The organism is Vibrio sp. B1ASS3 (genome assembly GCF_905175355.1).
Classification (GTDB): domain Bacteria; phylum Pseudomonadota; class Gammaproteobacteria; order Enterobacterales; family Vibrionaceae; genus Vibrio; species Vibrio owensii.
The window spans coordinates 2502262-2527541 of record NZ_HG992742.1 but is presented as its reverse complement, the minus strand read 5'-3'; the positions used below and the strand labels follow the sequence as shown (position 1 = coordinate 2527541).

Genomic DNA, 25280 nt, shown 5'->3' with positions numbered 1-25280 from the left:
CCTTTTTAAAATTCATAAATCTTTTATTAGATTAGGAAATCGTCTAGAGATTTACCTGCATCAAGTTGCTCTTGGATTGCAGAAGGTGTACGACCTTGACCTGTCCAAGTTTTTTCTTCGCCGCTAACGTCAGTGTATTTGTATTTAGCAGGGCGAGGAGCGCGTTTAGATTTTGCTTTAGTTTTTGTTTCACCAGCAAGTGCGCTAATTAGTGCTTCAACGTCGATACCGTCTTGAGCGATTTGCTCAGCGATAGCAGCTAGTTTTGCTTCTTGCTCAGCTTGTGCTGCGCGGTCTGCTTCTTCTGATTCTTTACGCTCTTCAACAACGATAGTTAGTTTATCTAGAGCTTCTTCTAACTGTTCTAGAGTCAGCTCACGAGAAAATGCACGAAGGCTACGGATATTTAGAAGTGTTTTAGTCAGCTCTGACATAACGATTCCTATTAATAGGTTAAAAGGTTCGACATTGCTTATCGAGACGATAAATTAAATGCGAAACTAGAATTAAAACATAGAGTCCTTATATTTAACTTTATCTTTCTCATATGTGCAAATGCTAATTCATGATTTAGATTAAATTTCTTTAGTTTTTTCGCTAATCAACAATATTAATTAATCAAATTGAAATCTAATTAGCCATTTCTAACACTTTTTACTTTATAGATACTGTCTTTTTCTCGATCACCATCATGTTTATTTATAGCTTGAATTAAATTTCCATTTTTCTGACAGAAAAGGACGAGCTATCGAATGTTCGTATCGTCATATTTCTTTCATTTATTGTTGCACGTAAAACTATGGCGAATTTAATAGTAGTAATAAAGTTTCATAAACATCAAGGTTGAAGCGATTGCAGTTGCACAATGTATGATTGGATCACATTTCATTTATAAATCAAAAGCTCGATTATTTATTCATTTAATTTAGTTTGATGTGTTGCATTGGGAGGCTTCATAGGTACAATGACTGTCACCTGATGCAATATTGCAGATAATTTGTTGCTAATTTGTACAATTAGCAGTTAAAAGTTTGTTGTTGCCGTAGAGGTGCAGTCTCGAAGAGTAGCTATTATTGGGGTGATGCCAATGAATAATAGTGGAAGGCGAAGATTGCCGAAGTAAGTGGCCTATCGAAACCACTTGCTGGGGTTGTCTCTGAAAGGAACAACACTGCCATAGTATATTTACATTAAACTATGGAGCGCTACTGTAGGGTTGGGTGAAGTGTTCGCTTCCCTGTCGCTAAGTTCAACATGAGCACGTATCGTATGCTACGTGACTTGTCTGCAGTAGATCTCTAGCCAAACTTTGGTTTTTGAAGATCATGAATTTAATAGATTTTGCACATTCTCCTGTTTCGTTATTACCGCCTATTGTCGCGCTGACGCTGGCGATTCTAACTCGACGTGTTTTAGTTTCTCTTGGTGTAGGTATCGTACTTGGTGCGGTTCTACTTAACGATTGGTCTATCGGTAACACGATAGGTTATGTAAGTTCTCAAGTTTCTTCTGTCTTTATTGAAGACGGTGGTATCAACACTTGGAACATGAGTATTGTTGGCTTCCTTATCCTATTGGGAATGACCACTGCGCTGTTAACACTTTCTGGTGGTACTCGAGCTTTCGCTGAGTGGGCGCAAACACGAGTGAAAAGTAAACGCGGCTCTAAACTTCTTGCAGCCTTCCTTGGCGTGTTCATTTTTGTCGACGATTACTTTAACAGTCTTGCTGTTGGTTCGATCTCTCGCCCAGTGACAGACCGTTTCTATGTGTCTCGCGCTAAACTTGCGTACATCCTTGACTCAACCGCGGCACCAATGTGTGTGATCATGCCTGCTTCTAGCTGGGGTGCTTACATCATTACTATTATCGGCGGCATCTTGGTGTCACACGGTATCACTGAGTATTCTGCTCTTGGTGCTTACGTTCGTCTTATTCCTATGAACTTCTACGCGGTATTTGCTCTACTAATGGTATTTGCAGTGGCGTGGTTTGGTCTAGACATTGGTAAGATGCGTGAGCACGAAATCGCAGCTTCTCAAGGTCGCGGTTTTGACAAAGATAAAGAAAACGATACTCAAGAAGCGCATGAACTGAACGAAGAGCTAGATATTCGCGAAAGCGAGAAGGGCAAGGTTTCTGACTTAGTACTTCCAATTGTTACGCTTATCATTGCTACAATCGCTTCGATGCTTTACACCGGTGGTCAAGCACTAGCAGCAGATGGTAAAGAATTTGCGCTTCTAGGTGCGTTTGAGAACACGGATGTTGGTACTTCTCTTATTTACGGTAGTTTGCTTGGTCTTGCAGTGGCATTGTTCACTGTAATTAAGCAAGGCATACCAATGGTAGAGATTGCACGTACGCTTTGGATTGGTGCTAAATCAATGTTTGGTGCAATCCTAATCCTAGTGTTTGCTTGGACTATCGGTTCTGTTATCGGTGACATGAAGACAGGTTCTTACCTATCTACAATGGCACAAGGCAACATTAACCCGCACTGGCTACCAGTTATCCTATTCTTGTTGTCTGGCCTAATGGCGTTCTCAACAGGTACTTCATGGGGTACGTTCGGTATCATGCTACCAATCGCGGGTGACATGGCTGGCGCAACAGACGTAGCGCTAATGCTACCGATGCTAAGTGCGGTTCTTGCTGGTGCGGTATTCGGTGACCACTGTTCACCAATTTCAGATACGACGATTTTGTCATCGACTGGTGCACGTTGTAACCACATCGATCACGTATCGACGCAGCTACCTTATGCATTATCAGTGGCGTTTGTGTCATGTATTGGCTTTATCACGCTGGGTATGACTGCATCGATCGCGTTCTCTTTCATCGCAGCATCGATCACTTTCGTTATCGTTTGTGCGATTCTGTCGTGGCTATCGAAGTCTAAAATGGCATCCTGCCAGAACGCGTAGTTAGCTTTATTAAGCGTATAAAAGAGGAAGCTCCGCTATTGCTAGCGGAGCTTTTTTTATACGCGATTTATGGTGAGGGGGGCAAATCGCGTTTTGGGGATAACCTATTAAGTCCACATCAATGTAAGCAAAGGAATATAAGCAAAGGGTGTGCCTATTTTAACTTCATGAATTATAAGGAACTTTAATTTGAGGTTTTAACGCGATGAGCTAACTCTATGATAATTAACAATTCACCTGTTACACACTGTTACGTTACAGTTCTAGCGAAATTTAACACCATGTAGGCTTGTTAGATGGGCAGGTTATATTTCTTGATTAGACGGTAGAGTGTGGTTCGAGAAATACCTAAATGTCTCGCCGCGGCACTCATGTTGTGCTTGTTGTCCTCGATTGCTTTTAGTAAGTAATCTAAGTCAATTTGTTCGACAGAAGGAAGGAGTTGTCGTTCGCTATTATCTAAGCCGAGATCGGCGATATGAAGTGTGTTGTCTTCACACATTACAATGGCTCTTTGAATGACGTTGCGAAGCTCTCTTACATTGCCTGGCCATTTATGTTTCAGTAATTTTTTTTGCACTCCTGATGACATACTTTGAACTTTGCCATTGGATAGCATTTCTAAAAAGTGCTCTGAAAGCATGAGTGTGTCTTGCCCGCGTTTTCGAAGTGGGGGAATAGTAAGCGGTAGTATGTTTAGTCGGTAAAATAGATCCTCTCGGAACTCTCCTTGTATTACCTCACTTTTTAAATCCACATGACTGGCTGCAATAACTCGGCAATCAACATCAATGATTCTATCTGCGCCTACTTTGTGAATTTGTTTACTCTCTAAAAAATGAAGTAAATGTATTTGTAAATCTGGTGGCATGTCGCCGATTTCGTCGAGAAACAGAGTCCCTTTGTTCGCTTTTTGAATGAAGCCAATTCGATCTGAAATTGCACCCGTAAACGCTCCTTTCTCATGCCCGAAGAGTTCTGATGCGATGAGTCCACTAGGGATTGCTCCGCAGTTAACTTCAACAAATGGGGCTGTATGTCGGCAGGAAAGCTCGTGAATGATTCGAGCGCACATACCTTTGCCCACTCCAGTTTCACCTTGGATGAGTACTTCCGCATCACATTGCGCGTATTTTTTGAGTTTGTTACGTAGTTCACTGATGCAAGTGCTATTACCGATAAGAGGAAGTAACGGATCTGCATCCAAAGAAGGTCTATGTAACGTAGCTTCGCATTTTTGCTCTTTCATTGTTCTTCACTTTTATGCCCCACACAAAGTTTAGTAACGAACACAGTCTCAAAATTGAGCAATGTGTAGCACTATTGAGAAAGGTCTCAATAGTGCTATTTGAAGGATTTTAAACGGTTGTTTTTGGAAGATTTAGTACTACGCCATTTTTTTATAACAAATTGATGGCATAAATGAGTTTGCTTGATGCATTTTTGATGATTGAAATGAAAATTAAAGTGAACAAAATCAATTGGATAATAAAAATATTAGGAAAAGTGCAAATTCGTTGTTGAAAAAAAATTAATCCTTGGTTAGTGTGGTCTTTAACGAAGCAACACAATCGAGCCTTAAATAAGTATGCGTAATTTTGTAATGAACATTCATCACCATCATCACCCAGCCTAGTCTTTCGGGAGATGTACGCATACCCGGGAGATAGGAAACTCCCGGAGGTGAAAATCAAAGTGAAAACAGATTTCAAACCCTCGGGAGACCAACATCTCTCGAGGGTTTTTTAGTTTTACTGGTTTATAAAATATTCAAATTATCGAATTTGCACAGGGATAAAGTAATGCAGGCACAACGCTTAAGAATCGCAATTCAGAAAAAAGGCCGCCTAAGTAAAGAGAGCCAAGCTCTACTGAAAAAGTGTGGTGTGAAATTCAACGTAATGGGTGAGCGTCTAGTGGTTCACTCTGAGAACATGCCAATTGATTTGCTTTTGGTTCGTGACGACGACATCCCTGGTCTGATTATGGATGGCGTAGTTGACCTTGGCTTTATCGGTGAAAATGAACTGGAAGAAGTTCGTCTAGATCGTAAAGCGCTCGGCGAGCCATGTGAATTTGTTCAACTTCGTCGTCTTGATTTCGGTGGCTGCCGTTTGTCTATCGCAATCAATAAAGACGAGGAGTACAACGGTCCTCAAGATCTAGCGGGCAAACGTATCGCAACCACATACCCGCAACTGCTAAAAGCTTACATGGATGAAGCGGGCGTTCCTTTCTCAACATGTATGCTGACAGGCTCTGTAGAAGTGGCACCTCGCGCTGGTCTTGCTGATGCGATCGCTGACTTAGTCTCTACTGGTGCGACGTTGGAAGCGAACGGCCTTAAAGAAGCAGAAATCATCTTCAAATCAAAAGCGACACTGATTCAACGCACCGGCGAATTTGATGCAGATAAAGTAGCGCTCATCGAAAAACTTCTGACTCGTATGCAAGGCGTACAACAAGCAAAAGAGTCTAAGTACATCATGCTACACGCACCAGCTGAGAAGCTAGACCAAATCAAAGCTCTACTTCCTGGCGCAGAAGACCCAACGGTATTACCTCTGTCTGCTGACAAGCAAAAAGTTGCGGTTCATTTGGTAAGTACTGAAAACCTGTTCTGGGAAACCATGGAACAGCTAAAGGAACTGGGTGCGAGCTCAATTCTGGTACTACCAATTGAAAAAATGATGGAGTAATCGCAATGAGAACAGTTGTATGGCAATCGCTGAGTGAAACTCAACAAGACTCGATTCTAGAACGTCCGGCAATAGCAGAAGGCGCAAACATCACTGCTGCGGTTTCTGAAGTAATCGCAAAAGTTCGCAAAGAAGGTGATGCTGCATTATTGGAGCTGACTGAGAAGTTTGACCGTGTGAAGCCGGAATCCATTCGTGTATCAGCGCAAGAAATCGATGAGGCGTCTGCTCGCCTTTCTGAAAAGATGAAAGGTGCGCTTGAGCAAGCTTATGCAAACATCTCGAAGTTTCATAAAGCACAAAAGCCACAACCAATTAAAGTAGAAACTCAGCCGGGTGTCCTTTGTGAGCAGGTAACGCGTCCAATTCAAAAAGTGGGTTTGTACATTCCTGGCGGTAGTGCGCCATTGCCTTCGACTGTTCTAATGCTCGGCGTTCCTGCAAAAATTGCAGGTTGTCGTAAAGTGGTGCTTTGTTCTCCACCGCCAATCGCTGACGAGATTCTGTACGTAGCAAAACTATGCGGCATTGATGAAGTGTACAACGTCGGTGGTGGTCAAGCGGTCGCTGCAATGGCTTACGGCACAGAGACTGTATCTAAAGTTGATAAGATCTTTGGTCCAGGTAACGCTTATGTGACAGAAGCAAAACGTCAGGTTAGCAATGATTTCCGCGGTGCTGCGATTGATATGCCTGCAGGCCCGTCTGAAGTGCTTGTAATTGCCGATGAAACTGCAGATGCAGATTTTATCGCTGCGGATTTGTTGAGCCAAGCAGAGCACGGTCCTGATTCTCAAGTGGTACTTGTGACCCCTTCTCCTGTGATTGCGGATCAAGTGACGGATGCGGTTCAACGTCAGCTTAAGGAGCTATCTCGTGCGGACATCGCCGAGCAAGCATTGGCTTCAAGCTTGATCATCATTGCCGAGTCTCTGACTCAATCGGTTTCCATTTCGAATTACTACGGTCCTGAGCACTTAATTGTTCAGACTAAGAACCCACGCGAGCTTCTGCCTCTATTAGACAACGCAGGTTCTATTTTCCTTGGTGATTGGTCGCCTGAATCAGCAGGTGACTACGCATCGGGTACTAACCACGTTCTTCCTACTTACGGTTACACACGCACGTATTCAAGCTTAGGTTTGGCGGACTTCTCTAAGCGTATGACGATTCAAGAGTTATCTGCTGATGGTCTAAAGAACCTTGCCCCTACAGTGGTCACTATGGCTGAAGCGGAAGGCTTGGATGCACACAAACGTGCAGTGACGATCCGTGTAGAAAAACTAGCAGCTAAGTAAGAGGACAATGAGATGGAAAAGCTAGCGCGTAAACAAGTCCAACAACTTACCCCTTATTTATCGGCTCGCCGAATTGGTGGTACCGGTGACGTATGGCTAAATGCTAACGAATCGCCATTCAACAATGAATACAAAACAGACTTTGCTCGTCTCAATCGTTACAGCGAATGTCAGCCGAAAGAACTAATTTCTGCTTACGCAGCCTATGCGGGTGTGAAACCAGAGCAAACACTAACATCTCGCGGAGCAGATGAAGGCATTGAACTACTGATTCGTGCTTTTTGTGAGCCGGGTGAAGATGCGATTCTTTATTGTCCACCGACTTACGGTATGTACGCCATCAGTGCAGAAACTATAGGTATAGAGCGTAAAACCGTGCCGCTAACGTCAGATTGGCAACTGGACCTTGCAGGTATCGAAGCTAATCTGGATAACGTGAAACTGGTTTTTGTATGTTCGCCAAACAACCCAACAGGTAACTTGGTTAAGCGTGAGGACATTGTGTCTCTGCTTGAGATGACAAAAGACCGTGCAATCGTGGTGATGGATGAAGCGTACATCGATTTTTGTCCAGAAGCGTCAACGGTAGACCTACTGGCGCAATACCCGAATCTTGCGATTTTGCGTACTCTGTCGAAAGCTTTCGCGCTTGCTGGTCTGCGTTGTGGATTTACGCTTGCGAACGAAGAGCTGATTAATGTACTTCTTAAAGTTATCGCACCTTACCCAGTCCCGGTTCCAGTGGCAGAAATTGCGACTCAGGCGCTTTCGGAAGCTGGTTTAGCGCGAGCGAAGTTCCAAGTTCTTGATCTGAATGCAAACCGTGCTTACTTGCAAGTTGGCCTTTCAATGATTCCGGGTTTGGAAGTGTTTGAAGGGTGGGGGAACTACCTATTGGTGAAATTCCCGAATGGCGATGATCTTTTCAAAGCGGCTTGGGATACGGGCATTATTTTGCGTAACTCGCCAATTGAGAACTGCGTACGTATCAGTGTTGGTAACCGTGACGAGTGTGAAAAAACGCTTGGATTTATTAGAAACTACTACGCATAAGTAGAGACAAAATTAATCGCTCTCGCTCAATAGCGGGAGCGCCAAAAGAATAGCAATAAGGAAGTACCCGAGTGAGCAAACAACAAAAAATCCTTTTTATTGATCGTGATGGCACCTTAATTGTTGAGCCGCCGATTGATTTTCAAGTAGACCGTTTAGACAAACTAAAACTAGAGCCATTTGTTATTCCAAGCCTGTTGTCGTTGCAGGATGCAGGATACCGTTTAGTGATGGTTACGAACCAAGATGGTTTGGGTACTGACAGCTACCCACAAGCTGATTTTGATGCACCACACAACATGATGATGGAGATCTTTGAATCTCAAGGTGTGAAGTTTGATGACGTGCTGATTTGTCCTCACTTCGATGAAGATAACTGCTCTTGCCGTAAGCCTAAATTGGGTTTGGTAAAAGAGTACCTTCAAGGTGGCAAAGTGGATTTCCAAAACTCTGTTGTGATTGGCGATCGTCAAACCGATCTTCAACTTGCAGAAAACATGGCAATTCGTGGCATTCAATACAACCCAGAAACCATGGGCTGGAAACAGATCCTCAAAGATCTGACGGTGAAGGCGCGTGTTGCTGAAGTCGTTCGCACCACAAAAGAAACAGACATTAAAGTATTCGTTAATCTTGACGAGCAAGGCGGTAACGATATTTCTACAGGTCTTGGCTTTTTTGACCACATGCTGGATCAAATCGCGACGCACGGTGGATTCCAAATGGTGTGCAAAGTGGAAGGTGACCTGCACATTGATGATCACCACACAGTGGAAGATACCGCTCTAGCATTGGGTCAAGCGTTAAAAGAAGCACTGGGTGACAAGCGTGGTATTGGTCGCTTTGGCTTTAGCCTTCCAATGGATGAGTGTTTGGCACAATGTGCACTAGACCTATCTGGTCGTCCTTACCTTAAGTTCGACGCGCAATTCAGTCGTGAGCAAGTGGGTGATCTTTCAACAGAGATGGTAGTTCACTTCTTCCGTTCTCTGACTGACACATTAGCGTGTACGCTGCACCTGTCTTCAGCGGGCAACAATGATCACCACATTATTGAAAGTCTATTTAAAGCGTTTGGTCGTACTTTGCGCCAAGCAATCAAAGTAGAAGGCACTGAGCTACCAAGTAGTAAAGGCGTACTTTAAGGCTAACCTTAGCAAGGAGAAAAACAGTGACAGAACAGAAAGTTGTCATTATCGATACTGGCTGTGCCAACGTCTCTTCAGTGAAGTTTGCTATTGAACGCCTAGGCTATGACGTAACAATTTCAAAAGATCCGCAAGTTGTATTGTCGGCAGACAAGCTATTCCTACCGGGCGTGGGAACTGCCAGCGAAGCGATGAAGAACCTAGAAGAACGCGATCTTATCAGCTTGGTAAAACAGGTAGAAAAGCCGTTGTTAGGTATCTGTTTAGGTATGCAACTGTTGAGCAAAGTGTCTCAAGAGAAAGGGCAGAAAGCCGACGAGTTGGTTGAGTGTCTTGGGCTTTGTGATGGCGAAGTGAAGCTACTACAAACTGGCGATTTGCCGTTGCCGCACATGGGTTGGAATACAGTGTCTGCAAAAGCAGGTAATCCACTTTTCAAAGGTATTGAAGAAGGTGAGTACTTCTACTTCGTGCACAGCTTTGCAATGCCTGTTGGGGATTACACGATTGCGGAATGCGAGTACGGCAACCCGTTCACAGCAGCAGTACAAAGCGGTAACTACTACGGCGTGCAATTCCACCCTGAGCGTTCTTCAAAAGCGGGCGCGAAGCTTATTCAAAACTTCTTAGAATTATAAAAGGGATTTAGTGTGATTATTCCAGCTCTTGATTTAATTGAAGGACAGGTGGTTCGCCTTTATCAAGGTGATTACGGCCAAGTAACCGAGTACAAAGTCGACCCAGCAGAGCAGTTCAACTTGTACCACCAAGCGGGTGCTAACTGGCTGCACTTGGTGGATTTAACTGGCGCGAAAGACACGACAGCACGCCAGCTTGATTTGATTGCAAAGCTACTAGCAAGCACGCCAGCGAACATCCAAATCGGTGGCGGCGTACGTACAGAGCAAGACGTGATTGACCTGCTAGAAGCTGGTGCTCAGCGTGTTGTTGTTGGTTCTACAGCAGTAAAACAGCCAGAGCTTGTGAAAGGTTGGATGGAAAAATACGGCGAAGAGAAAATCGTTCTCGCGCTAGACATCAACATCGATCAAGACGGCACGCGTAAAGTGGCGATCTCTGGTTGGCAAGAAGACTCAGGCGTGACTATCGAAGCTCTGATCAACGATTACCTAACGGTAGGTTTGCAGCACGTGCTTTGTACGGACATTTCTCGTGACGGTACGCTAGAAGGCTCAAACGTAGAGCTTTACGTTGACCTATGCAAACAGTACCCACAAGTGCAGTTTCAATCTTCAGGTGGCATTGGCTCATTAGCAGATATCGAAGCGCTAAAAGGCAGCGGTGTGGCTGGTGTGATTGTTGGTCGTGCACTGTTAGATGGTAAGTTCACAGCAGAGGAGGCGTTTGCATGTTGGCAAAGCGAATAATTCCATGTCTTGATGTTCGTGATGGACAAGTGGTAAAGGGCGTTCAGTTCCGTAACCATGAAATCATTGGCGATATCGTTCCTCTGGCGCAGCGTTATGCGGAAGAGGGCGCAGACGAGCTTGTGTTCTACGATATTACTGCTTCAAGTGATGGTCGTGTCGTCGATAAAAGTTGGGTCGCTCGCGTTGCTGAAGTGATTGATATTCCTTTCTGTGTGGCTGGTGGTATTAAATCAGCGGAAGACGCAGCGCGCATTCTTGAGTTTGGTGCAGACAAAGTGTCTATCAACTCACCTGCATTGGCGAACCCGCAATTGATTACTGACCTTGCTGATAAGTTTGGTGTGCAATGTATCGTCGTTGGTATCGATTCATACTACGACAAAGAGACCGGCAAGTATCAGGTTTACCAGTTTACTGGCGATGAAGAACGCACCAAAGCAACTCAATGGGAAACGCGTGATTGGGTGCAAGAAGTACAAAAACGCGGCGCTGGTGAAATCGTACTGAACATGATGAACCAAGATGGCGTGCGTAATGGCTACGATATTGAACAACTTAATATGGTGCGTGAAGTGTGTAAAGTGCCATTGATTGCATCGGGTGGTGCAGGTGCCATGGAGCACTTCGCAGAAGCCTACCAAAAAGCAAATGTGGATGGCGCGCTTGCCGCATCGGTATTCCACAAGCAAGTCATCAATATTGGTGAACTAAAGCAGTATTTGAAACAACAAGGCATTGAGGTACGACTATGAGTGTGAAAGCCGCCGAAGTAAGTTCGCTAGCTGAGCGAATCAACTGGGAAAAGGTGGATGGTCTGGTACCTGCCATCGTACAAGATTTTCAATCAAGCCAAGTGCTGATGATGGGTTACATGAACCAAGATGCGTTGGCAAAAACGGGCGAAACAGGTCAAGTGACGTTTTTCTCTCGTACCAAGCAACGTCTTTGGACGAAAGGTGAGACCTCTGGCAACGTATTGCAATTGGTGAACATGCAGCTCGATTGCGACAACGACACGCTACTGGTGAAAGTGAATCCCATTGGTCCTACGTGTCACTTGGGTAACACAACTTGCTGGGATGTGGACCCTCAAGAGGAGTCACAAATGGTGTGGCTTCATCAACTTGAGCAGCTATTGGCTGCCCGCAAGAGTGCCGACCCAGATTCCTCTTATACTGCCAGTCTTTATGCCCGTGGCACCAAGCGTATTTCGCAAAAAGTGGGCGAAGAAGGCGTTGAAGTCGCGCTTGCGGCGACGTCGGGCGATAAGGCGGAGCTAGTGTGTGAATCAGCAGACTTGATTTACCACTTGCTGGTATTGCTTCAAGACCAAGGCTTATCGATGAATGACGTAGTGAACAAACTGAAAGAGCGTCATAAATAAACCTGCTATAGATAAATGAAAGCCCCTATGCTCTCGAGCCTAGGGGCTAATTATATGGTCCGCCTCACTCTCAAGCCCTACGCTTAGAGTAGGCTCTCAGAACGAGGTGAACCATATGTCTACCATTCACATCTTAGGTATCGATTTAGGCAAGCACTGCTTTCATGCGGTTGGTAACAATCACACTGGCAAAGACGTTATTCGCCGTAAGTTTAGTCGAAGCCAACTACTCCGTTTCTTATCTGTACTTGAACCTACCATCATCGCTTTTGAAGCCTGTGGTGGTGCTCACTGGCTTGCGAGAAAGTGTGAAGCCTATGGGCATCGAGTTCGACTTATCCCGCCTCAATATGTAAAACCTTACGTCAAAGGTAACAAGAACGACTTTATTGATGCAGCTGCGATAGCAGAAGCAGCGAGTCGACCAAGCATGAGATTTGTCTCTGCCAAGTCAGAGGAAGCTCAGGTAATCGCAGCTATCCATCGAGTGAGGGATGGTTATATAAAAGAACGAACGGCTTGTATGAGCCGAATTGGAGCAATACTACTTGAGTTTGGGCTGAGTTTTCCTAAAGGCCATGCCAAGATGAAAGCGCTATTTCAGTGGTTGGCCGAGCAAGATATAAAACTACCACCGAGTCTGGTCGCTGAGTTGCTCTCGATTCATGAGCACTATAAATACCTAAATGAGCAAGTATCTACTCAAGATAGAAAACTGAAAGCAATTACTGAAAATAATGAAAATGCCGAGCTTTTGAAGAGTATTCCTGGTATTGGTGATTTAACAGCAACGCTGTGTGTGGCTAATATCAGTTCTCCTTCAAACTTTGGTGGAGGTCGCGAGATGGCTGCATGGCTAGGACTCGTTCCAAGGCAGTATTCAACGGGTGGCAAATCAAAGCTATTAGGCATGAGTAAACGAGGGAACAAACACCTTCGCGCTCTATTTATACATGGAGCGAGGTCCGTGCTATCTAGGATAGAAACAACAGGAAAAGTGTTTGGAGATTGGTTAGTCAATTTACGAGCAACAAAGCCGTTTAATGTAGTGGTAGTCGCACTTGCCAATAAGCTAGCAAGAATAGCTTGGGCGGTGTTGTACCACCGCCAAGCTTTTAAGGCTGTATAGCCATAACCAAGTTTGCAACGCCAATGAACGTGATGACAAAAACGGTCGATCGGCCAGATTAGTAACCTGATACAAAAAATAGCACCTAGTTGCTTTGGGGCTTTTAAGGATAATCTGGCGCGGATATCATCGTGGAGCGGGAAGTTAATGTTCCCAACGTGGACTCCGAATACATTAGCGCAAACCAACTCCGTTATTACTAAATTGTAGTTGCAATAACGGGGCGGACCATACATTTTTACTTTAGTGTTCTTGATTCGGGGGAAAACCCGGCAACAGTGCTAGTAGCGATTAGACTCTGGATCACACTCGTTCCTCGCTGTTCAGAATGACGGTATATTTTCTAATGGTGCTTGCAGTAGATTTATTTACTTCAAACAGGTACATATATTCACGTCATACCAACGAACCTAGGCGAGATCAGGAATCTAATTAAAGCGAGCTCAATAAGCTAAGCGTGGATGATCTTACCCACAACACTTCTTAAATTTCTTACCGCTTCCGCAGATACACGGGTCGTTGCGACCTACTTTTAAGCTACTTACTGGCTGGTTTAGGCGAGGATCTTGTTTTGGTTCTTCTTCTGGCTCTTCTTCTGGAAATGTGCCGTCAATGTAGTACCAAAGCCCATCTTCTTTCACGAAACGAGAACGCTCGGTCATGCAGTAGCGTTTGCCGTCTTCATCAAAGTAAGCGTTGAATTCAACAAAACCTTCATTCTCGTTGCTGCTCGCTTCGGCTTTTACTACCTCAAGCTTGCACCAATCGCTGTCGATGGATTGGGCAATGCCTTCACGTTGCTCTTCTGCATTACAGCTTGGGTGGTACGTGTTCACCACATAATCCACTAGACCTAATACATGCGCACTGTAACGAGAGCGCATTAGTTGCTCCGGTGTGGTGACGTCAGCATGGTTATTGTGGGCAATTTCACAACACTGTTGGTAGGTGCGGTTAGAGCCGCAAGGACAAGAAGAAGCCATAAAATGAAATCTCGATTAATTGAGCGGTAAAAACAAACAACCTCACATAAGTGAGGTCGCAGGTATTCTTTGGGGCATTATAGCGATTTAGGGCGTTTGAGACAGCAGTTCTTGAGCCCAAGCCGTGGATTGGCTAAACGCTTTAGCTAATTGTGGCTCAGTGAGTTTTAGGGCGGTACAGTATTTCTCTGTCATTTCCCAATCTGCTTTCTCGTACGCGATGATCATTGATAGAAGGTAACCCAAAACGCCTTTGTGTCCGGTTAAGGCATATTTGATGTCTTCATCGACTGGAATATCACTGATCACATCTTCAAGAGGTTGATCGAGGAGAGAACCCAACAGTGAAAACATTCCAGTAAGAAACGCCTGACCAGGGTCATACTTGGTGTGCATCTGACTCAACAGAATCTCACACATCCGTGCACGTTGAATTGCTAATGAATAGAGAGAATCAGGCTTGTCTTCATGCACCGAAGCAATCGCGACAAGTGAAATGAAACGTCTTAAACGGTCTTCACCAAGGTACACTAATGCTTGTCGGAACGATTTGATCTTCGTTGTGAGCGTGTAACCCGAGTTTACATAAGTCAGTAGCTTGTATGACAGAGTGACATCAATAGAGAACAAACGCTCGACCTCATTAAAGTCGATAGGTTTATCTGCGATCTCTTTACATAGCTGAATTACTGTTAGAAACGCGGGATTGAGGCGCTTCTTCTGAATCATTTCAGGCTTACTGAAAAAGTATCCTTGGAAGAAGTCAAAACCTGCGTCCATCGCTTGTTCAAACTCTTCATAGGTTTCGACCTTTTCGGCTAAGAAATCAATGCCAAAATGCCCTAACGACTGAATGTAAATGGCCGCTTTTTCGATCGGTATTAAGCGAATGTCGAATTTGATTATCGCGACGTAAGGTAAAAACCGCTTCCAAGCTTTAGTTGGAACAAAGTCATCTAACGCAACGCGATACCCAGATGCATGCAGTTGTTTTATCGCATGAAGCAGTTCATCAGTCGGCTCACAATCTTCTAATACCTCAACAACTAATGATTCGTTAGGAAACAGGGTAGGAACGAGGTTAACCAAGCTTTGGTAAGGAAAATTAACAAAGCCGAGCTTGTCACCCAGAGTGCTGTAGTGTGTGGTAAGAAAATGATCAGATAGAAGTCGACTAGTAGCCAGCTCGGGTTCTACTTCTGGGAAGGTATTTTTCGGACCGTCACGGAAGAGAAGCTCATACCCTATGGTACGCTTTTCTCTGTCCAATATCGGCTGGCGAGCTACGTATGAATACTTCAATGCGGTACTTTGTTCTGTTTAACTGAGTAATACGATAATAGCGATTTTTTTCAAAATTTCTATGCTTTGCGCGTCAATCTTCAACACGCTCGACATGCTTTACTTCAATTCTGTGTCAAACGGTCGTGTTTGCAAGTCAAAATGGTCAGAATTTACTTTTAAAACTGAGCCTTGGGTATACCAATCGCCTAAAACAATACGAGTGTTTTTAGCACCATTTAGCTCAAAAATATGTGTATTTGGTCGATGCGTGTGACCATGAATCATCAAGTTGACGCAATTTTGAGACAATACTCGCTCAACTTCGCTTTGGTTGACGTCCATGATGTCGAGAGACTTGTTTTTTTTGTCGTCTCGAATGTCAGATTGAACTTTAGCGACAATTCTTTTCTTAACGAACCATGGAATGCGATTGAACAACCATTGTAGCCATGGCTTGTGAACGGTTTTTCTAAACTCTTGGTATTTCACATCGTCAATGCAAAGCGTATCGCCATGTAGGATTACGGCTTTTTGACCATAAAGATCAATCGTGCAGACATCATCAAGTAATGTCATACCGGTTTCTTTGCAAAAGCGTTTCCCGAGTAAAAAGTCTCGATTGCCTTGGATGAAAAAAGTTGGCACACCCGCATCCGTCAGTGTTTTAAATTCTGCACGGATTTGGTCTGCAAAAGGGGTGTTGTCATCGTCACCAATCCAGAACTCGAACAAATCACCAAGCACGTACAGTGCGTCGGCGTGGATCGCTTCATTACGCATGAACGTCACGAAACATTCCGTAATGTCTGGACGAGAAGGGGTCAGGTGGAGATCAGATATAAATAATGTCGTCATAGAAATAAGGGGAGGCTAAGCCTCCCCACAAACTTATCTCTTAATAGCAATTCTATAGAATTACTCTTCGATTGTAGTACCAGTGATCATTACGTCTTCTAGAGGTACGTCTTGGTGCATGCCGTAAGAACCAGTGCTAACACCTTTGATCTTGTTCACGATGTCCATGCCTTCGATTACTTCACCGAATACACAGTAACCCCAACCATCTAGGCTTTCGCTACGGAAATCTAGGAACGTGTTGTTGTTTACGTTGATGAAGAACTGAGAGCTTGCTGAATGCGGCTCCATAGTACGTGCCATAGCAAGTGTACCCACTTTGTTGCTAAGGCCGTTGTTTGCTTCGTTCTTGATAGGTGCACGTGTAGCTTTTTCACGTAGACCAGACTCCATACCACCACCTTGGATCATGAAGCCGTCAATAACACGGTGGAAAAGCGTGTTGTCGTAGAAACCGTCGCGGCAGTATTGAAGGAAGTTTGCGCTAGTTTCTGGCGCTTTCTCTTCGTTTAGTTGAATCTTGATGTCACCAAAATTAGTGTGAAGGGTGATCATGCTATTTTCCTTTACTGTGTTGTATTCAAAGAGGGATTCTAGCCTAAGTTAATACGCATGGAAAACTCAGGACAATGAAAATATACGCTTTGTGCTTGAAGTTTAGCCGATTATCGTTTTATCCGTTAATTGCTATTACCTAATAAGGTCGGAGTTGTTATACTCCTTCTTCTCGTAATTCATTCACAAGCATAGATAGAGATCATGTTAAAGATATATAACACACTCACAAGACAGAAAGAGGAATTCAAACCAATTACAGCCGGCAAAGTTGGCATGTATGTCTGTGGAGTTACCATCTACGATCTCTGTCACATCGGTCACGGTCGTACATTTGTTTCTTTCGATGTAGTGTCTCGCTACCTTCGTTACCTTGGCTATGACCTAACATTTGTACGTAACATCACTGACATCGATGACAAAATCATCAAGCGTGCTGCAGAAAATGGTGAGTCTTGTGATTCACTGACTGAACGTCTTATCGGCGAAATGCACGCTGACTTCGATGCTCTGAACATGAAACGTCCTGACGTTGAGCCTCGTGCGACACAGTTCATTGCTGAAATCATCGAATTGGTTGAAAAGCTAATCGAGCGTGGTTTCGCTTACGTTGCAGACAATGGCGACGTAATGTTTGAAGTAGGTAAGTTCAACGAATACGGCAAGCTGTCTAAGCAAGACCTTGATCAGCTTCAAGCTGGTGCGCGTGTTGATATCGAAACGGCAAAACGCAGCCCGCTAGACTTCGTACTTTGGAAGATGTCTAAACCGGGTGAACCAACATGGGAATCACCATGGGGTCCAGGCCGTCCAGGTTGGCACATCGAATGTTCTGCAATGAACTCGTCAATCCTAGGCAATCACTTCGACATTCACGGCGGCGGTTCTGATCTTCAGTTCCCACACCACGAGAACGAAATCGCGCAATCATGCTGTGCACACGACACTCAATACGTGAACACATGGATGCACAGCGGCATGGTAATGGTAGACCGTGAGAAGATGTCAAAGTCTCTAGGTAACTTCTTCACTATCCGTGACGTTCTCGGTCACTACGATGCTGAGACAGTTCGTTACTTCCTAATGTCTGGTCACTACCGTAGCCAGCTAAACTACAGCGAAGATAACCTAAACCAAGCACGCGCGTCTCTTGAGCGTCTATACACATCTCTACGTGGTTTGGATCTAAATGCTGCGCCAGCAGGTGGTGAAGAATACGTGACTCGCTATACAGCAGCGATGAACGATGACTTCAACACACCAGAAGCTTACTCAGTACTGTTTGACATGGCGCGTGAAGTAAACCGCCTTAAGACAGAAAACCTAGAGAAAGCGAGTGAGCTAGGTGCGCTAATGCGTGAACTAGCTGACGTGATCGGTATCCTTCACCAAGATCCAGAAGCATTCCTAAAAGGTGATGCAGGCAACGACGATGAAGTGGCTGAAATCGAAGCGCTAATTAAGCTACGTAACGATTCTCGTGCAGCAAAAGACTGGGCTAACGCAGATATGGCTCGTGACAAGCTGACGGAAATGGGCATTGTTCTGGAAGATGGTCCAGAAGGCACAACGTGGCGTCGTAAGTAATCGAATCTTTTAAAAGGGCTGATGATTCAGCCCTTTTCTTTACAAGCTTTTATAAATTCTAAACTTTAACGAAGGTAGTGCTCTGTGGCTCAGATGTATTTCTATTACTCGGCAATGAACGCGGGTAAATCGACAACTCTTCTTCAATCTTCATTTAACTACCAAGAACGTGGCATGACGCCTGTGATTTTCACTGCAGCGTTAGATGATCGCTACGGCGTAGGTAAAGTGAGCTCTCGTATTGGTTTGCAATCAGACGCGCATTTGTTCCGTCCAGATACCAACCTTTACCAAGAGATTGCAGCACTGCATGAAGTTGAAAAACGTCACTGTATCCTAATTGATGAGTGTCAGTTCTTGTCGAAAGAACAGGTTTACCAACTAACAGAAGTGGTTGATAAACTGCATATTCCTGTACTTTGCTATGGTCTTCGTACCGATTTTCTAGGCGAACTTTTTGAAGGCAGCAAGTACCTATTATCATGGGCAGACAAATTGGTTGAACTAAAAACGATTTGTCATTGTGGTCGCAAGGCAAACATGGTTATCCGTACTGATGAGCACGGCGTTGCAATCAAAGAAGGTGATCAAGTCGCGATTGGCGGTAACGACCGTTACGTATCGGTTTGTCGTCAGCACTACAAAGAAGCACTTGGTAAGTAAGCCAATCTAGATAAGAGAAAGCCACCGAATTCGGTGGCTTTTTTATTGTCTGATTGTTGGTCGCTGAACGAAGGATTACGCGAGACCAAACTCGAACTTTTCTCTCAGTGCTTGGTAAGAAGATTCAACGTGAGCAGGGATTTCTTGTTCTGTTTGAAAGCCTTTCTCTGGGTAAGTCTTCACACGAGAAAAATCTTCCATCAATGCTTCCAGTACCATCATCAGGGGCATTTCTTCGTTGATGTATTCAAAGAAAGGATGCGCAGTAGAAGTCACTTGGAGATGCGAATAAGGCGATTGCCACTGTTTTTCAAAGGTTGCAATGGCGCGTCGTTCCATAAATGGCTTTTGAACCAAGATGAGAGAATCACAGCTAATCCCTTTTTCTTTCAACAACTGTTCGGTGAAGCGAACGTTCTCGCCGCTGTTGCTGGATTTTGTCTCAACTAATATTGCTTCACTTGGCACGCCCGCTAGTTTTGCGATTTCTGCGAATGTTTCTGCTTCGCTTTTGTCAAACAAGCCATCTGTAAAACGCCCTTCGCCACCAGAAAACACAATGAGTGGCGCAAGTTTTTGTTGGTAGAGTTTGGCCGCGTATTCGGCAACACGTAAGTCATTGCTGCACATAACAAATAAGCAGCTGGCAGGTTTTAGCTCTTGCTTGAGTTGCATGTAATCCCACAGGGTTTCAATGTGTTGATAAAGCTTCATAGTGCGTCCAGCGTTGAATTGAATTGGAACTGATAGCCAAGTGCGACAAGTTTGTCTGCTAGGATTCGTTTATCGGCGGTTTCTGTGACTGGCGGAAGTGCTATATCTAAATCGCTTTGGGTAATCGCCGCTTGGTAAAACTCTGCTTTGCTGACGGTATTTGGCGTTGTAGCGTTTACCACTTCGTTATCAATTTGATTAAGCGCGAAAGCTGTCGCGGCTACCGCATCGTTTTGATGCACCATGTTTGCAGGGGCCTTACGGCTCACTTGTTTTAATCGCATTGCAAAGCGAGAAGGGTGGCGGTCAGAGCCAATCAAACCACTACAACGAACGATGGCATAGTCGATTCCAGAATCAATCACATATTGTTCAGCTTGTAGCATGATGCGGGCGTTGTCTGAGAAGTGTTCGCTCGTTTGTGCCAAGGCGAGTGTGGCGTCTTCTTCTTTCATATCGACAGCAAGGTTTGGATATACCGTGGTGGAGCTCACCATGAGCAGTTTGTTTACACTGCTTTGTTTGGCTGCTGAAACTAAGCGTTGCCACTGCTGTGCGTACTCTTGCCCATTGCCTTTACGAAATCCTGGTGGGAAAGCGCCAACAATGCGTTCAATTTGGTGTTGTTCGATAAGCTCAATAAGCTGTTGCTGTGAGTGTGGTTCGTTAAGATCGAGCAGAGCAGGTTGAACGGAAGTGAGCGGGAACTCATCTAGCCTAGTTTGGCTTCGACGTGTCACCGTAACTTGATGTCCTTGGTCAATCAAAGTTTGTGCAAGTGGGGTGCCTAACCAGCCTGCACCTACGATCAATGTATTTGCCATCTGTGTGTTCCTACTGTTAGCCCTGAGATCACTCAAACAGGGTTTGTAATTCTAATCTGGCTTGTTGGTGTAGGGGATCGGAATGCCATTTCTGATGTTGTATCAAGTCAATGTTGACCTGCCAAGCCAGCTTTGTGAATTCTTCGCCAATTTTGATCAGCGTATTCGGTGCGTAAGACACCAAATGCTCAGGAAGAAAGCACCAACCAAATCCCTTGTTCGCCAGTTCTAATAATATGTAGTAATCATCAGCGTACCAGATATCCGGGCTAAACGCCTGATTAAGACCGCTTACATCTTCACTCTTTGAGCGGATAACGAGTTGACGATGTTGCTTGAGTTCATCAATGTTGCGGATCTTTTGTTGTGCGAGTGGATGTTCTGAAGAGACAAATACATCAAAGCCGATATGACCTAGGTTAGACAGGTCGACGTTTTTAGGCATCTGTAAGTCACTTAATATAATGCCTGTGGTAGCACGCTCTGATTTCACCAACTCGATGATATCTGGACTTGAAGCCGTGAGACATTCCACTTGAAGGTTAGGAAACTTTTGTTCCAAATGTTTTAAAGCAATGGGGAGACGGGTTAGTGGAATCCCCTCATCAACTGCAAGAACGAGTTTACTCGCTGGTGCAGAAAAGAGTTGAGATGCTTTGTTATTCAGTCGATCTAGTTGGCTTAAGGTGGCGAGGGCATAGGGCATCAACTGATGTCCTTTCTCAGTCAGTTTAGGATAGCGACCTGTGCGGTCAAATAAGTCAACGCCACAATCGAGCTCCATATTCATGATGTGTTGGCTGATCACCGATTGAGCTCGCCCAAGCTTACGTGCTGCTGCCGAGAAAGATCCGGCCTCTGAAGTGGTGACGAACGCTTGAAGTTGTTCAATAGTAAACATATCGCTTTTACCGATGGTATCTAACTTTTACTTATCTAAATGATAGATAAAATGCCAGTCATTGAGTAGAACTATTTAGGTAAAACATCATGACTCGTAACGAACGTATCTTTCACGCTGTACTATTTGAAATGATTGCATTGGCGATCATCATTCCTGCGGCTTCTTTGATAACAGGGAAGGGATCGAGTGACTTGGCAGTGGTTGGTATTGGCTTGAGTCTTTACACCGTAGTTTGGAACTACATTTATAACCTGTACTTTGATAAATGGTTTGGCTCGAACCGAGAGGACCGCAGTTTAGCAATGCGAATTGGTCACACACTTGGCTTTGAGGGCGGATTGATTTTCCTATCGATTCCGGTCATTGCGTGGTTCTTGCAAATAACTTTATTACAAGCGCTTGCATTGGAAGCTGGTTTTCTAATTTTCTTCTTATTTTATGCAACGGGCTTTAACTGGGCTTACGATAAAATTCAGCCTTTTGGAAAAATGAGAAAATTAATCGCTTAATATAGTGAGTCTAGATAAATATAATTATCAAAAAAGCCACCAAGTATGGTGGCTTTTAATTTTAGAACTTGCTTATTTATATGAGCTTATTCTGCAGTTAGTACGCGAAGAATTTTATCGGCGTGTTCTGCAACTTCAATGCCTTCATCAGTTAGGTAACCGCCGTCCGGCTGTGTGCAAAGTTGTTTCTCATACAGACGAGCAACCGCTGCCTGCATTTCTTCTGAAGCTTCTTTGTGGACTTTGATGCCCGTTGCTGCGCTGCTTAAATCGAATTGAAGAAGTAGGTTCAGTTCGGCAATGTGGTCAGCTGAATATTTCATAGATATTTCCTTCGTACTTTTTTATCCAAGCTAGTCTGAAAACTAAGGTTGAGCAATAGAAAACACTTAGAAATGTTAAGTGCCGCGCTATAGGCCTGATATAACGCGGGTTTTTTATTCTAAGGTAAACATTTGACCCAAATATTAATAATGGTTAAGACAAGAACTCATAGTTGAATTTTATCGATTACTCTCTCAGCAACAACAAATTTAGTAAACATGAAAAATAGCCCTTGAAAAAGTCTGGAAATGGAGCGATTATCCGCGCCTCGTTAATTGTTTCTAAATGTTACACTTCCATGAACTTCAATCAGTTTGACTCACTATTACCACCTCAGGCTGCTGAACGTGCCGCCGAAGTAGGTGTTGGCAAAGCAACTAAAGCTCCGATGAAATCTTTCCTGCTGGCTATTTCTGCAGGTCTTCACATTGGTATCGCTTTTATTTTTTATACAACCGTAACCACAGGTGCCGGTGATCTCCCTTGGGGCATTACTCGCCTTATTGGTGGTTTGGCATTCAGCCTTGGCTTGATCTTGGTGGTGGTAACCGGCGGTGAGCTATTTACTAGCTCGGTTCTTACGCTGGTGGCTCGTGCAAGCGGCAAGATTTCATGGAAAGCCTTGATGAAAAACTGGGTGGTCGTGTACTTCGGTAACATGGTCGGCGCAGTTTTACTGGTTGTGTGTATGCTGATCACTAAGCAATACATGTTCGACGGTGGTCAAGTCGGTTTGAACGCGATGGCAATTTCGCAACACAAACTGCATCACGGTTTCTTCCAAGCTGTCGCGCTGGGCATCATGTGTAACGTTTTGGTCTGTATTGCAGTTTGGATGACGTTCAGTGGGCGCACACTAACGGATAAAATCGCAGTAATGATCTTGCCTGTTGCTATGTTCGTTTCTGCTGGCTTTGAGCACTGTATTGCGAACATGTTCCAAGTACCAATGGCGATCGGTATTAAGTACTTTGCTCCAGAATCGTTCTGGCAAATGACAGGTGCAAACATCGCAGACTATGCGGATCTGAACATGATGGGCTTTTTGGTGAACAATCTTATCCCTGTAACGATTGGTAATATCATCGGTGGTGGTGTCTTCGTTGGCATGTGGTACTGGATGATTTACCTACGTGATGAAGACAAGCATCTTAAGTAATTTTTAAGAAAGGCAAGCCCAGTGGCTTGCCTTTTTTTGATCTTTTCAACCTTAGTGTTTAAACCAACTCTTCATTGACGCCATATTCGTTTGGCGTCCAGTGAGACGTCATCTCTGAGGGTTCTTGCACTAGCCAATCCACTGGCGTGTCTAATAATAAGTCTTCGACCTTTTCTCGCGTGATTAACATATCCATGTGAGCTCTCCCGTTGTCGGTTAACCTCACTTTAGAGGAGTAAAGTGACGGTTCAATGACCAATCAATGACCATTAAATTTCTCAGAAGAGGGGTGTCCGAAATGACACTTATGTTTCTGGTTGCTTATGGGTTTTAGGGGTTTATCCACATTTTCTGTGGATAACCTGTCGCAAAGATCGTGAGTATCTATTGTGATCCAGAAAAATTCATAAAATGAGATGCTTATATGACTATTTAGTGAGCACGTTAGGCTTTCTCTTTGTTGATAAACTTCACTTTAATGCGTCCTTCTTTAGTTTGTACACAGGTAAGCGTCATCTCTAAGGTAATTGCTACCGACACACTTAGCATGACAAAAATCGCCAACATGATGACCAGTTGATACTTGATTGCCACCATAGGGCTCGCTCCTCCCAGAATTTGACCTGTCATCATCCCAGGGAGGGTCACTAACCCTGTAGTCGCCATCGAAGCTAGGATTGGAGCAAGAGATTTACGAAGCGCTTCTTGAAGGAAGGGGAAGGAAGCGTACTTAGGTGCAGCCCCAAGAGAAATGGCGGCTTCATATTCAGATTTTCGCTGTTCGAAAGCGGTGAACAAGTTCTGTAGCGCGACGATGTTACTACTCAAGCTGTTGCCAAGTAGCATTCCCGCTAGAGGGATCATGTATTGTGCGTTATAGAAAGGCTCAGGCTTTACAAGGCCCAATGCGATGGCTGCAAGAAGTGGAAGTAAACTGCATGACAATCCGGTGATGAGGGGCATCATTAGAGGTTTTTTAGGGAGGTTTGCTTTACCCACAATTGAGCTCGCGCCAACCACTACCATAATCGCTAACCACGCTAAGTTCACGATCAGGCTATTTAGTTCAAATAGATACTCAAGGTACACACCAACCAAAATTAATTGCACGGTCATACGGGCAACACTGATGGCAGTGTCTTTGGCTATGCCTAATTTGTATCGAGCATTAATGGTAAGGGGAACGACAAGAATCAAACTAAAAAGTGCGAGTTCAAACCAATTTATATCGACAACCTGATTCATAAATCTTCTCCCAAAATTAACCGTCTGATTTTAACGGACCTCATTTGGTTTATGAATTGCAGAACTCTGTTTTTTTGCAATCTTATGTCCAGAAAAAAGCAGACATTTGGTGAGGTGTTATTAACATTTGGATCACAACTTCTTGTCTTTAGTCGAAAAAATAGCGATTTAGTAGCACGAAAAAATCCATAAAATTGTAAACAAAGTTAATCTTATGTTGTATTCTTAACATGTATGCAAAAGACTTATTTCTTCACATCCATTAATATTTCTTCACAAAGAATATCAATCAAACACATCTCTGGATGAGCTCAAAAAAGTGTTGGATAACAAGGGCTGGAGCGTCAGATTTGATTGAACCTTACTGTTAGTATGGTCTAACATTTTCCAATAGAGATTGTAAAAAACTTAAGCTTGGTAACGCGAGCTTTTCAATAACACTAGATACAAAATAGGCAAATGTATGAGTGATGTTAACAAAATTGAGAGTGGTGAAAAACGCTCACTGGAGTGGAAGTCTTTCCTCTTCATTGCAGTTGTTCTCTTCCCAATTCTGAGTGTGGCTTTCGTAGGTGGCTACGGATTTATCGTTTGGGCACTACAAGTGTTCTTCTTTGGTCCTCCAGGTGCACACGGCATGTAAGC

Annotated in this window: 27 protein-coding genes, 1 riboswitch and 1 other annotated feature; of the genes, 15 read left to right on the top strand and 12 right to left on the bottom strand. The window is 44.1% G+C overall.

The annotated features are described in order from the left end of the window. Positions 1–26 precede the first annotated feature (26 nt). Positions 27–434: an H-NS family nucleoid-associated regulatory protein gene (locus tag KJB05_RS11555; RefSeq protein ID WP_208446357.1), complete on the bottom strand. Its 408-nt coding sequence runs from the start codon at positions 432–434 to the stop codon at positions 27–29. A gap of 601 nt (positions 435–1035) precedes the next feature. After that, positions 1036–1216: riboswitch (Lysine riboswitch) on the top strand. Between the two features lie 109 nt (positions 1217–1325). Between KJB05_RS11555 and tet(35) the strand changes: the two genes are divergently transcribed. Then, on the top strand, positions 1326–2927 hold the full coding sequence (tet(35), locus tag KJB05_RS11550; protein ID WP_208446358.1) for a tetracycline efflux Na+/H+ antiporter family transporter Tet(35): 1602 nt from the start codon (positions 1326–1328) through the stop codon (positions 2925–2927). 292 nt (positions 2928–3219) lie between these two features. On the opposite strand, the gene txr is transcribed toward tet(35), so the two are convergent. After that, positions 3220–4176 (bottom strand): sigma-54 dependent transcriptional regulator, encoded by a 957-nt coding sequence (txr, locus tag KJB05_RS11545; protein ID WP_208446359.1) that lies wholly within the window; start codon positions 4174–4176, stop codon positions 3220–3222. A gap of 362 nt (positions 4177–4538) precedes the next feature. Beyond that, positions 4539–4677 (top strand) — a sequence feature (His leader region). A gap of 52 nt (positions 4678–4729) precedes the next feature. On the opposite strand from txr, the gene hisG reads away from it, so the two are divergent. The 9 genes from hisG to KJB05_RS11500 all read left to right on the top strand — a co-directional run bounded on the left by hisG (position 4730) and on the right by KJB05_RS11500 (position 13029). Further along, entirely contained in the window at positions 4730–5626 is an 897-nt protein-coding gene (gene hisG, locus KJB05_RS11540) for an ATP phosphoribosyltransferase (RefSeq protein ID WP_208446360.1), read from the top strand. 5 nt (positions 5627–5631) lie between these two features. Beyond that, positions 5632–6924: a histidinol dehydrogenase gene (hisD, locus tag KJB05_RS11535; protein ID WP_208446361.1), complete on the top strand. Its 1293-nt coding sequence runs from the start codon at positions 5632–5634 to the stop codon at positions 6922–6924. A 12-nt stretch (positions 6925–6936) separates the two neighbouring features. Further along, entirely contained in the window at positions 6937–7977 is a 1041-nt protein-coding gene (gene hisC, locus KJB05_RS11530; protein ID WP_208446362.1) for a histidinol-phosphate transaminase, read from the top strand. Between the two features lie 71 nt (positions 7978–8048). After that, positions 8049–9122, top strand: a complete 1074-nt coding sequence (gene hisB, locus KJB05_RS11525; protein ID WP_005389832.1) for a bifunctional histidinol-phosphatase/imidazoleglycerol-phosphate dehydratase HisB — start codon at positions 8049–8051, stop codon at positions 9120–9122. A 26-nt stretch (positions 9123–9148) separates the two neighbouring features. Continuing rightward, positions 9149–9763 carry an imidazole glycerol phosphate synthase subunit HisH gene (gene hisH, locus KJB05_RS11520; protein WP_208446363.1) on the top strand — a complete coding sequence of 205 codons (615 nt, stop codon included), beginning with the start codon at positions 9149–9151 and terminating at the stop codon, positions 9761–9763. 12 nt (positions 9764–9775) lie between these two features. Next, on the top strand, positions 9776–10513 hold the full coding sequence (gene hisA, locus KJB05_RS11515; RefSeq protein ID WP_208446364.1) for a 1-(5-phosphoribosyl)-5-[(5-phosphoribosylamino)methylideneamino]imidazole-4-carboxamide isomerase: 738 nt from the start codon (positions 9776–9778) through the stop codon (positions 10511–10513). Next, positions 10495–11268: an imidazole glycerol phosphate synthase subunit HisF gene (hisF, locus tag KJB05_RS11510; RefSeq protein ID WP_208446365.1), complete on the top strand. Its 774-nt coding sequence runs from the start codon at positions 10495–10497 to the stop codon at positions 11266–11268. Before hisA ends, hisF begins: the two co-directional genes overlap by 19 nt. Beyond that, the gene (gene hisIE / locus KJB05_RS11505; protein ID WP_005389826.1) at positions 11265–11900 is read left to right on the top strand and encodes a bifunctional phosphoribosyl-AMP cyclohydrolase/phosphoribosyl-ATP diphosphatase HisIE; all 636 of its coding nucleotides are present in this window, start codon (positions 11265–11267) and stop codon (positions 11898–11900) included. Before hisF ends, hisIE begins: the two co-directional genes overlap by 4 nt. Positions 11901–12015: 115 nt before the next feature. Further along, positions 12016–13029 carry an IS110 family transposase gene (locus tag KJB05_RS11500; protein WP_102778931.1) on the top strand — a complete coding sequence of 338 codons (1014 nt, stop codon included), beginning with the start codon at positions 12016–12018 and terminating at the stop codon, positions 13027–13029. A gap of 467 nt (positions 13030–13496) precedes the next feature. Here KJB05_RS11500 and KJB05_RS11495 read toward each other — a convergent pair whose 3' ends face one another. From KJB05_RS11495 to KJB05_RS11480, 4 genes are all read right to left on the bottom strand, one after another. After that, positions 13497–14012, bottom strand: coding sequence for a YchJ family protein (locus KJB05_RS11495; RefSeq protein WP_208446196.1), 516 nt, complete (start codon positions 14010–14012; stop codon positions 13497–13499). 87 nt (positions 14013–14099) lie between these two features. After that, positions 14100–15314, bottom strand: coding sequence for an EAL domain-containing protein (locus tag KJB05_RS11490; RefSeq protein ID WP_027726595.1), 1215 nt, complete (start codon positions 15312–15314; stop codon positions 14100–14102). 99 nt (positions 15315–15413) lie between these two features. Next, a complete protein-coding gene (lpxH, locus tag KJB05_RS11485) occupies positions 15414–16151 on the bottom strand; it encodes a UDP-2,3-diacylglucosamine diphosphatase (RefSeq protein WP_208446195.1) in 738 nt (245 codons plus the stop codon). Positions 16152–16211: 60 nt separating this feature from the next. Continuing rightward, on the bottom strand, positions 16212–16706 hold the full coding sequence (locus KJB05_RS11480; RefSeq protein WP_005437228.1) for a peptidylprolyl isomerase: 495 nt from the start codon (positions 16704–16706) through the stop codon (positions 16212–16214). 204 nt (positions 16707–16910) lie between these two features. Here KJB05_RS11480 and cysS point away from each other — a divergent pair, with 204 nt between their 5' ends. Together cysS and KJB05_RS11470 are read left to right on the top strand one after the other, a co-directional pair. After that, positions 16911–18293 carry a cysteine--tRNA ligase gene (cysS, locus tag KJB05_RS11475; protein ID WP_208446194.1) on the top strand — a complete coding sequence of 461 codons (1383 nt, stop codon included), beginning with the start codon at positions 16911–16913 and terminating at the stop codon, positions 18291–18293. An 84-nt stretch (positions 18294–18377) separates the two neighbouring features. Then, positions 18378–18956 (top strand): thymidine kinase, encoded by a 579-nt coding sequence (locus tag KJB05_RS11470; RefSeq protein ID WP_005450744.1) that lies wholly within the window; start codon positions 18378–18380, stop codon positions 18954–18956. Between the two features lie 75 nt (positions 18957–19031). Here KJB05_RS11470 and KJB05_RS11465 read toward each other — a convergent pair whose 3' ends face one another. From KJB05_RS11465 to KJB05_RS11455, 3 genes are read right to left on the bottom strand one after another with little or no spacing between them, the layout of a single operon-like run. Continuing rightward, positions 19032–19670, bottom strand: a complete 639-nt coding sequence (locus KJB05_RS11465; protein WP_005437242.1) for a YdcF family protein — start codon at positions 19668–19670, stop codon at positions 19032–19034. Then, positions 19667–20494 (bottom strand): NAD(P)H-binding protein, encoded by an 828-nt coding sequence (locus KJB05_RS11460; RefSeq protein ID WP_009705766.1) that lies wholly within the window; start codon positions 20492–20494, stop codon positions 19667–19669. The genes KJB05_RS11465 and KJB05_RS11460 overlap by 4 nt, the downstream gene beginning before the upstream one ends. Before the next feature lie 28 nt (positions 20495–20522). After that, entirely contained in the window at positions 20523–21395 is an 873-nt protein-coding gene (locus tag KJB05_RS11455; protein ID WP_005437248.1) for a LysR family transcriptional regulator, read from the bottom strand. An 89-nt stretch (positions 21396–21484) separates the two neighbouring features. On the opposite strand from KJB05_RS11455, the gene KJB05_RS11450 reads away from it, so the two are divergent. Beyond that, the gene (locus tag KJB05_RS11450) at positions 21485–21907 is read left to right on the top strand and encodes a PACE efflux transporter (protein WP_009705768.1); all 423 of its coding nucleotides are present in this window, start codon (positions 21485–21487) and stop codon (positions 21905–21907) included. 86 nt (positions 21908–21993) lie between these two features. On the opposite strand, the gene KJB05_RS11445 is transcribed toward KJB05_RS11450, so the two are convergent. Further along, entirely contained in the window at positions 21994–22230 is a 237-nt protein-coding gene (locus tag KJB05_RS11445) for a TIGR02647 family protein (RefSeq protein WP_005437251.1), read from the bottom strand. Positions 22231–22529: 299 nt separating this feature from the next. Here KJB05_RS11445 and focA point away from each other — a divergent pair, with 299 nt between their 5' ends. Continuing rightward, positions 22530–23390, top strand: a complete 861-nt coding sequence (gene focA, locus KJB05_RS11440) for a formate transporter FocA (protein WP_005437252.1) — start codon at positions 22530–22532, stop codon at positions 23388–23390. Positions 23391–23448: 58 nt separating this feature from the next. Here the strand turns inward: focA and KJB05_RS11435 are convergent, their stop codons facing one another. Next, positions 23449–23586, bottom strand: a complete 138-nt coding sequence (locus KJB05_RS11435; RefSeq protein ID WP_086027709.1) for a hypothetical protein — start codon at positions 23584–23586, stop codon at positions 23449–23451. A 248-nt stretch (positions 23587–23834) separates the two neighbouring features. Continuing rightward, positions 23835–24635, bottom strand: a complete 801-nt coding sequence (locus KJB05_RS11430) for an ABC transporter permease (protein WP_045413745.1) — start codon at positions 24633–24635, stop codon at positions 23835–23837. Between the two features lie 463 nt (positions 24636–25098). On the opposite strand from KJB05_RS11430, the gene torE reads away from it, so the two are divergent. Beyond that, positions 25099–25278: a trimethylamine N-oxide reductase system protein TorE gene (gene torE / locus KJB05_RS11425; RefSeq protein ID WP_005450728.1), complete on the top strand. Its 180-nt coding sequence runs from the start codon at positions 25099–25101 to the stop codon at positions 25276–25278. Positions 25279–25280: the final 2 nt, after the last annotated feature.

Coding starts and splice junctions, on each gene's coding strand:
- KJB05_RS11430 (WP_045413745.1), bottom strand. CDS start 24,635: ATGAATCAGGTTGTCGATATAAATTGGTTTGAACTCGCACTTTTTAGT.
- hisD (WP_208446361.1), top strand. CDS start 5,632: ATGAGAACAGTTGTATGGCAATCGCTGAGTGAAACTCAACAAGACTCG.
- hisC (WP_208446362.1), top strand. CDS start 6,937: ATGGAAAAGCTAGCGCGTAAACAAGTCCAACAACTTACCCCTTATTTA.
- hisF (WP_208446365.1), top strand. CDS start 10,495: ATGTTGGCAAAGCGAATAATTCCATGTCTTGATGTTCGTGATGGACAA.
- KJB05_RS11480 (WP_005437228.1), bottom strand. CDS start 16,706: ATGATCACCCTTCACACTAATTTTGGTGACATCAAGATTCAACTAAAC.
- KJB05_RS11455 (WP_005437248.1), bottom strand. CDS start 21,395: ATGTTTACTATTGAACAACTTCAAGCGTTCGTCACCACTTCAGAGGCC.
- lpxH (WP_208446195.1), bottom strand. CDS start 16,151: ATGACGACATTATTTATATCTGATCTCCACCTGACCCCTTCTCGTCCA.
- KJB05_RS11435 (WP_086027709.1), bottom strand. CDS start 23,586: ATGGATATGTTAATCACGCGAGAAAAGGTCGAAGACTTATTATTAGAC.
- KJB05_RS11500 (WP_102778931.1), top strand. CDS start 12,016: ATGTCTACCATTCACATCTTAGGTATCGATTTAGGCAAGCACTGCTTT.
- KJB05_RS11555 (WP_208446357.1), bottom strand. CDS start 434: ATGTCAGAGCTGACTAAAACACTTCTAAATATCCGTAGCCTTCGTGCA.
- torE (WP_005450728.1), top strand. CDS start 25,099: ATGAGTGATGTTAACAAAATTGAGAGTGGTGAAAAACGCTCACTGGAG.
- focA (WP_005437252.1), top strand. CDS start 22,530: ATGAACTTCAATCAGTTTGACTCACTATTACCACCTCAGGCTGCTGAA.
- KJB05_RS11445 (WP_005437251.1), bottom strand. CDS start 22,230: ATGAAATATTCAGCTGACCACATTGCCGAACTGAACCTACTTCTTCAA.
- hisG (WP_208446360.1), top strand. CDS start 4,730: ATGCAGGCACAACGCTTAAGAATCGCAATTCAGAAAAAAGGCCGCCTA.
- cysS (WP_208446194.1), top strand. CDS start 16,911: ATGTTAAAGATATATAACACACTCACAAGACAGAAAGAGGAATTCAAA.
- KJB05_RS11465 (WP_005437242.1), bottom strand. CDS start 19,670: ATGAAGCTTTATCAACACATTGAAACCCTGTGGGATTACATGCAACTC.
- hisIE (WP_005389826.1), top strand. CDS start 11,265: ATGAGTGTGAAAGCCGCCGAAGTAAGTTCGCTAGCTGAGCGAATCAAC.
- KJB05_RS11460 (WP_009705766.1), bottom strand. CDS start 20,494: ATGGCAAATACATTGATCGTAGGTGCAGGCTGGTTAGGCACCCCACTT.
- txr (WP_208446359.1), bottom strand. CDS start 4,176: ATGAAAGAGCAAAAATGCGAAGCTACGTTACATAGACCTTCTTTGGAT.
- KJB05_RS11495 (WP_208446196.1), bottom strand. CDS start 14,012: ATGGCTTCTTCTTGTCCTTGCGGCTCTAACCGCACCTACCAACAGTGT.
- KJB05_RS11450 (WP_009705768.1), top strand. CDS start 21,485: ATGACTCGTAACGAACGTATCTTTCACGCTGTACTATTTGAAATGATT.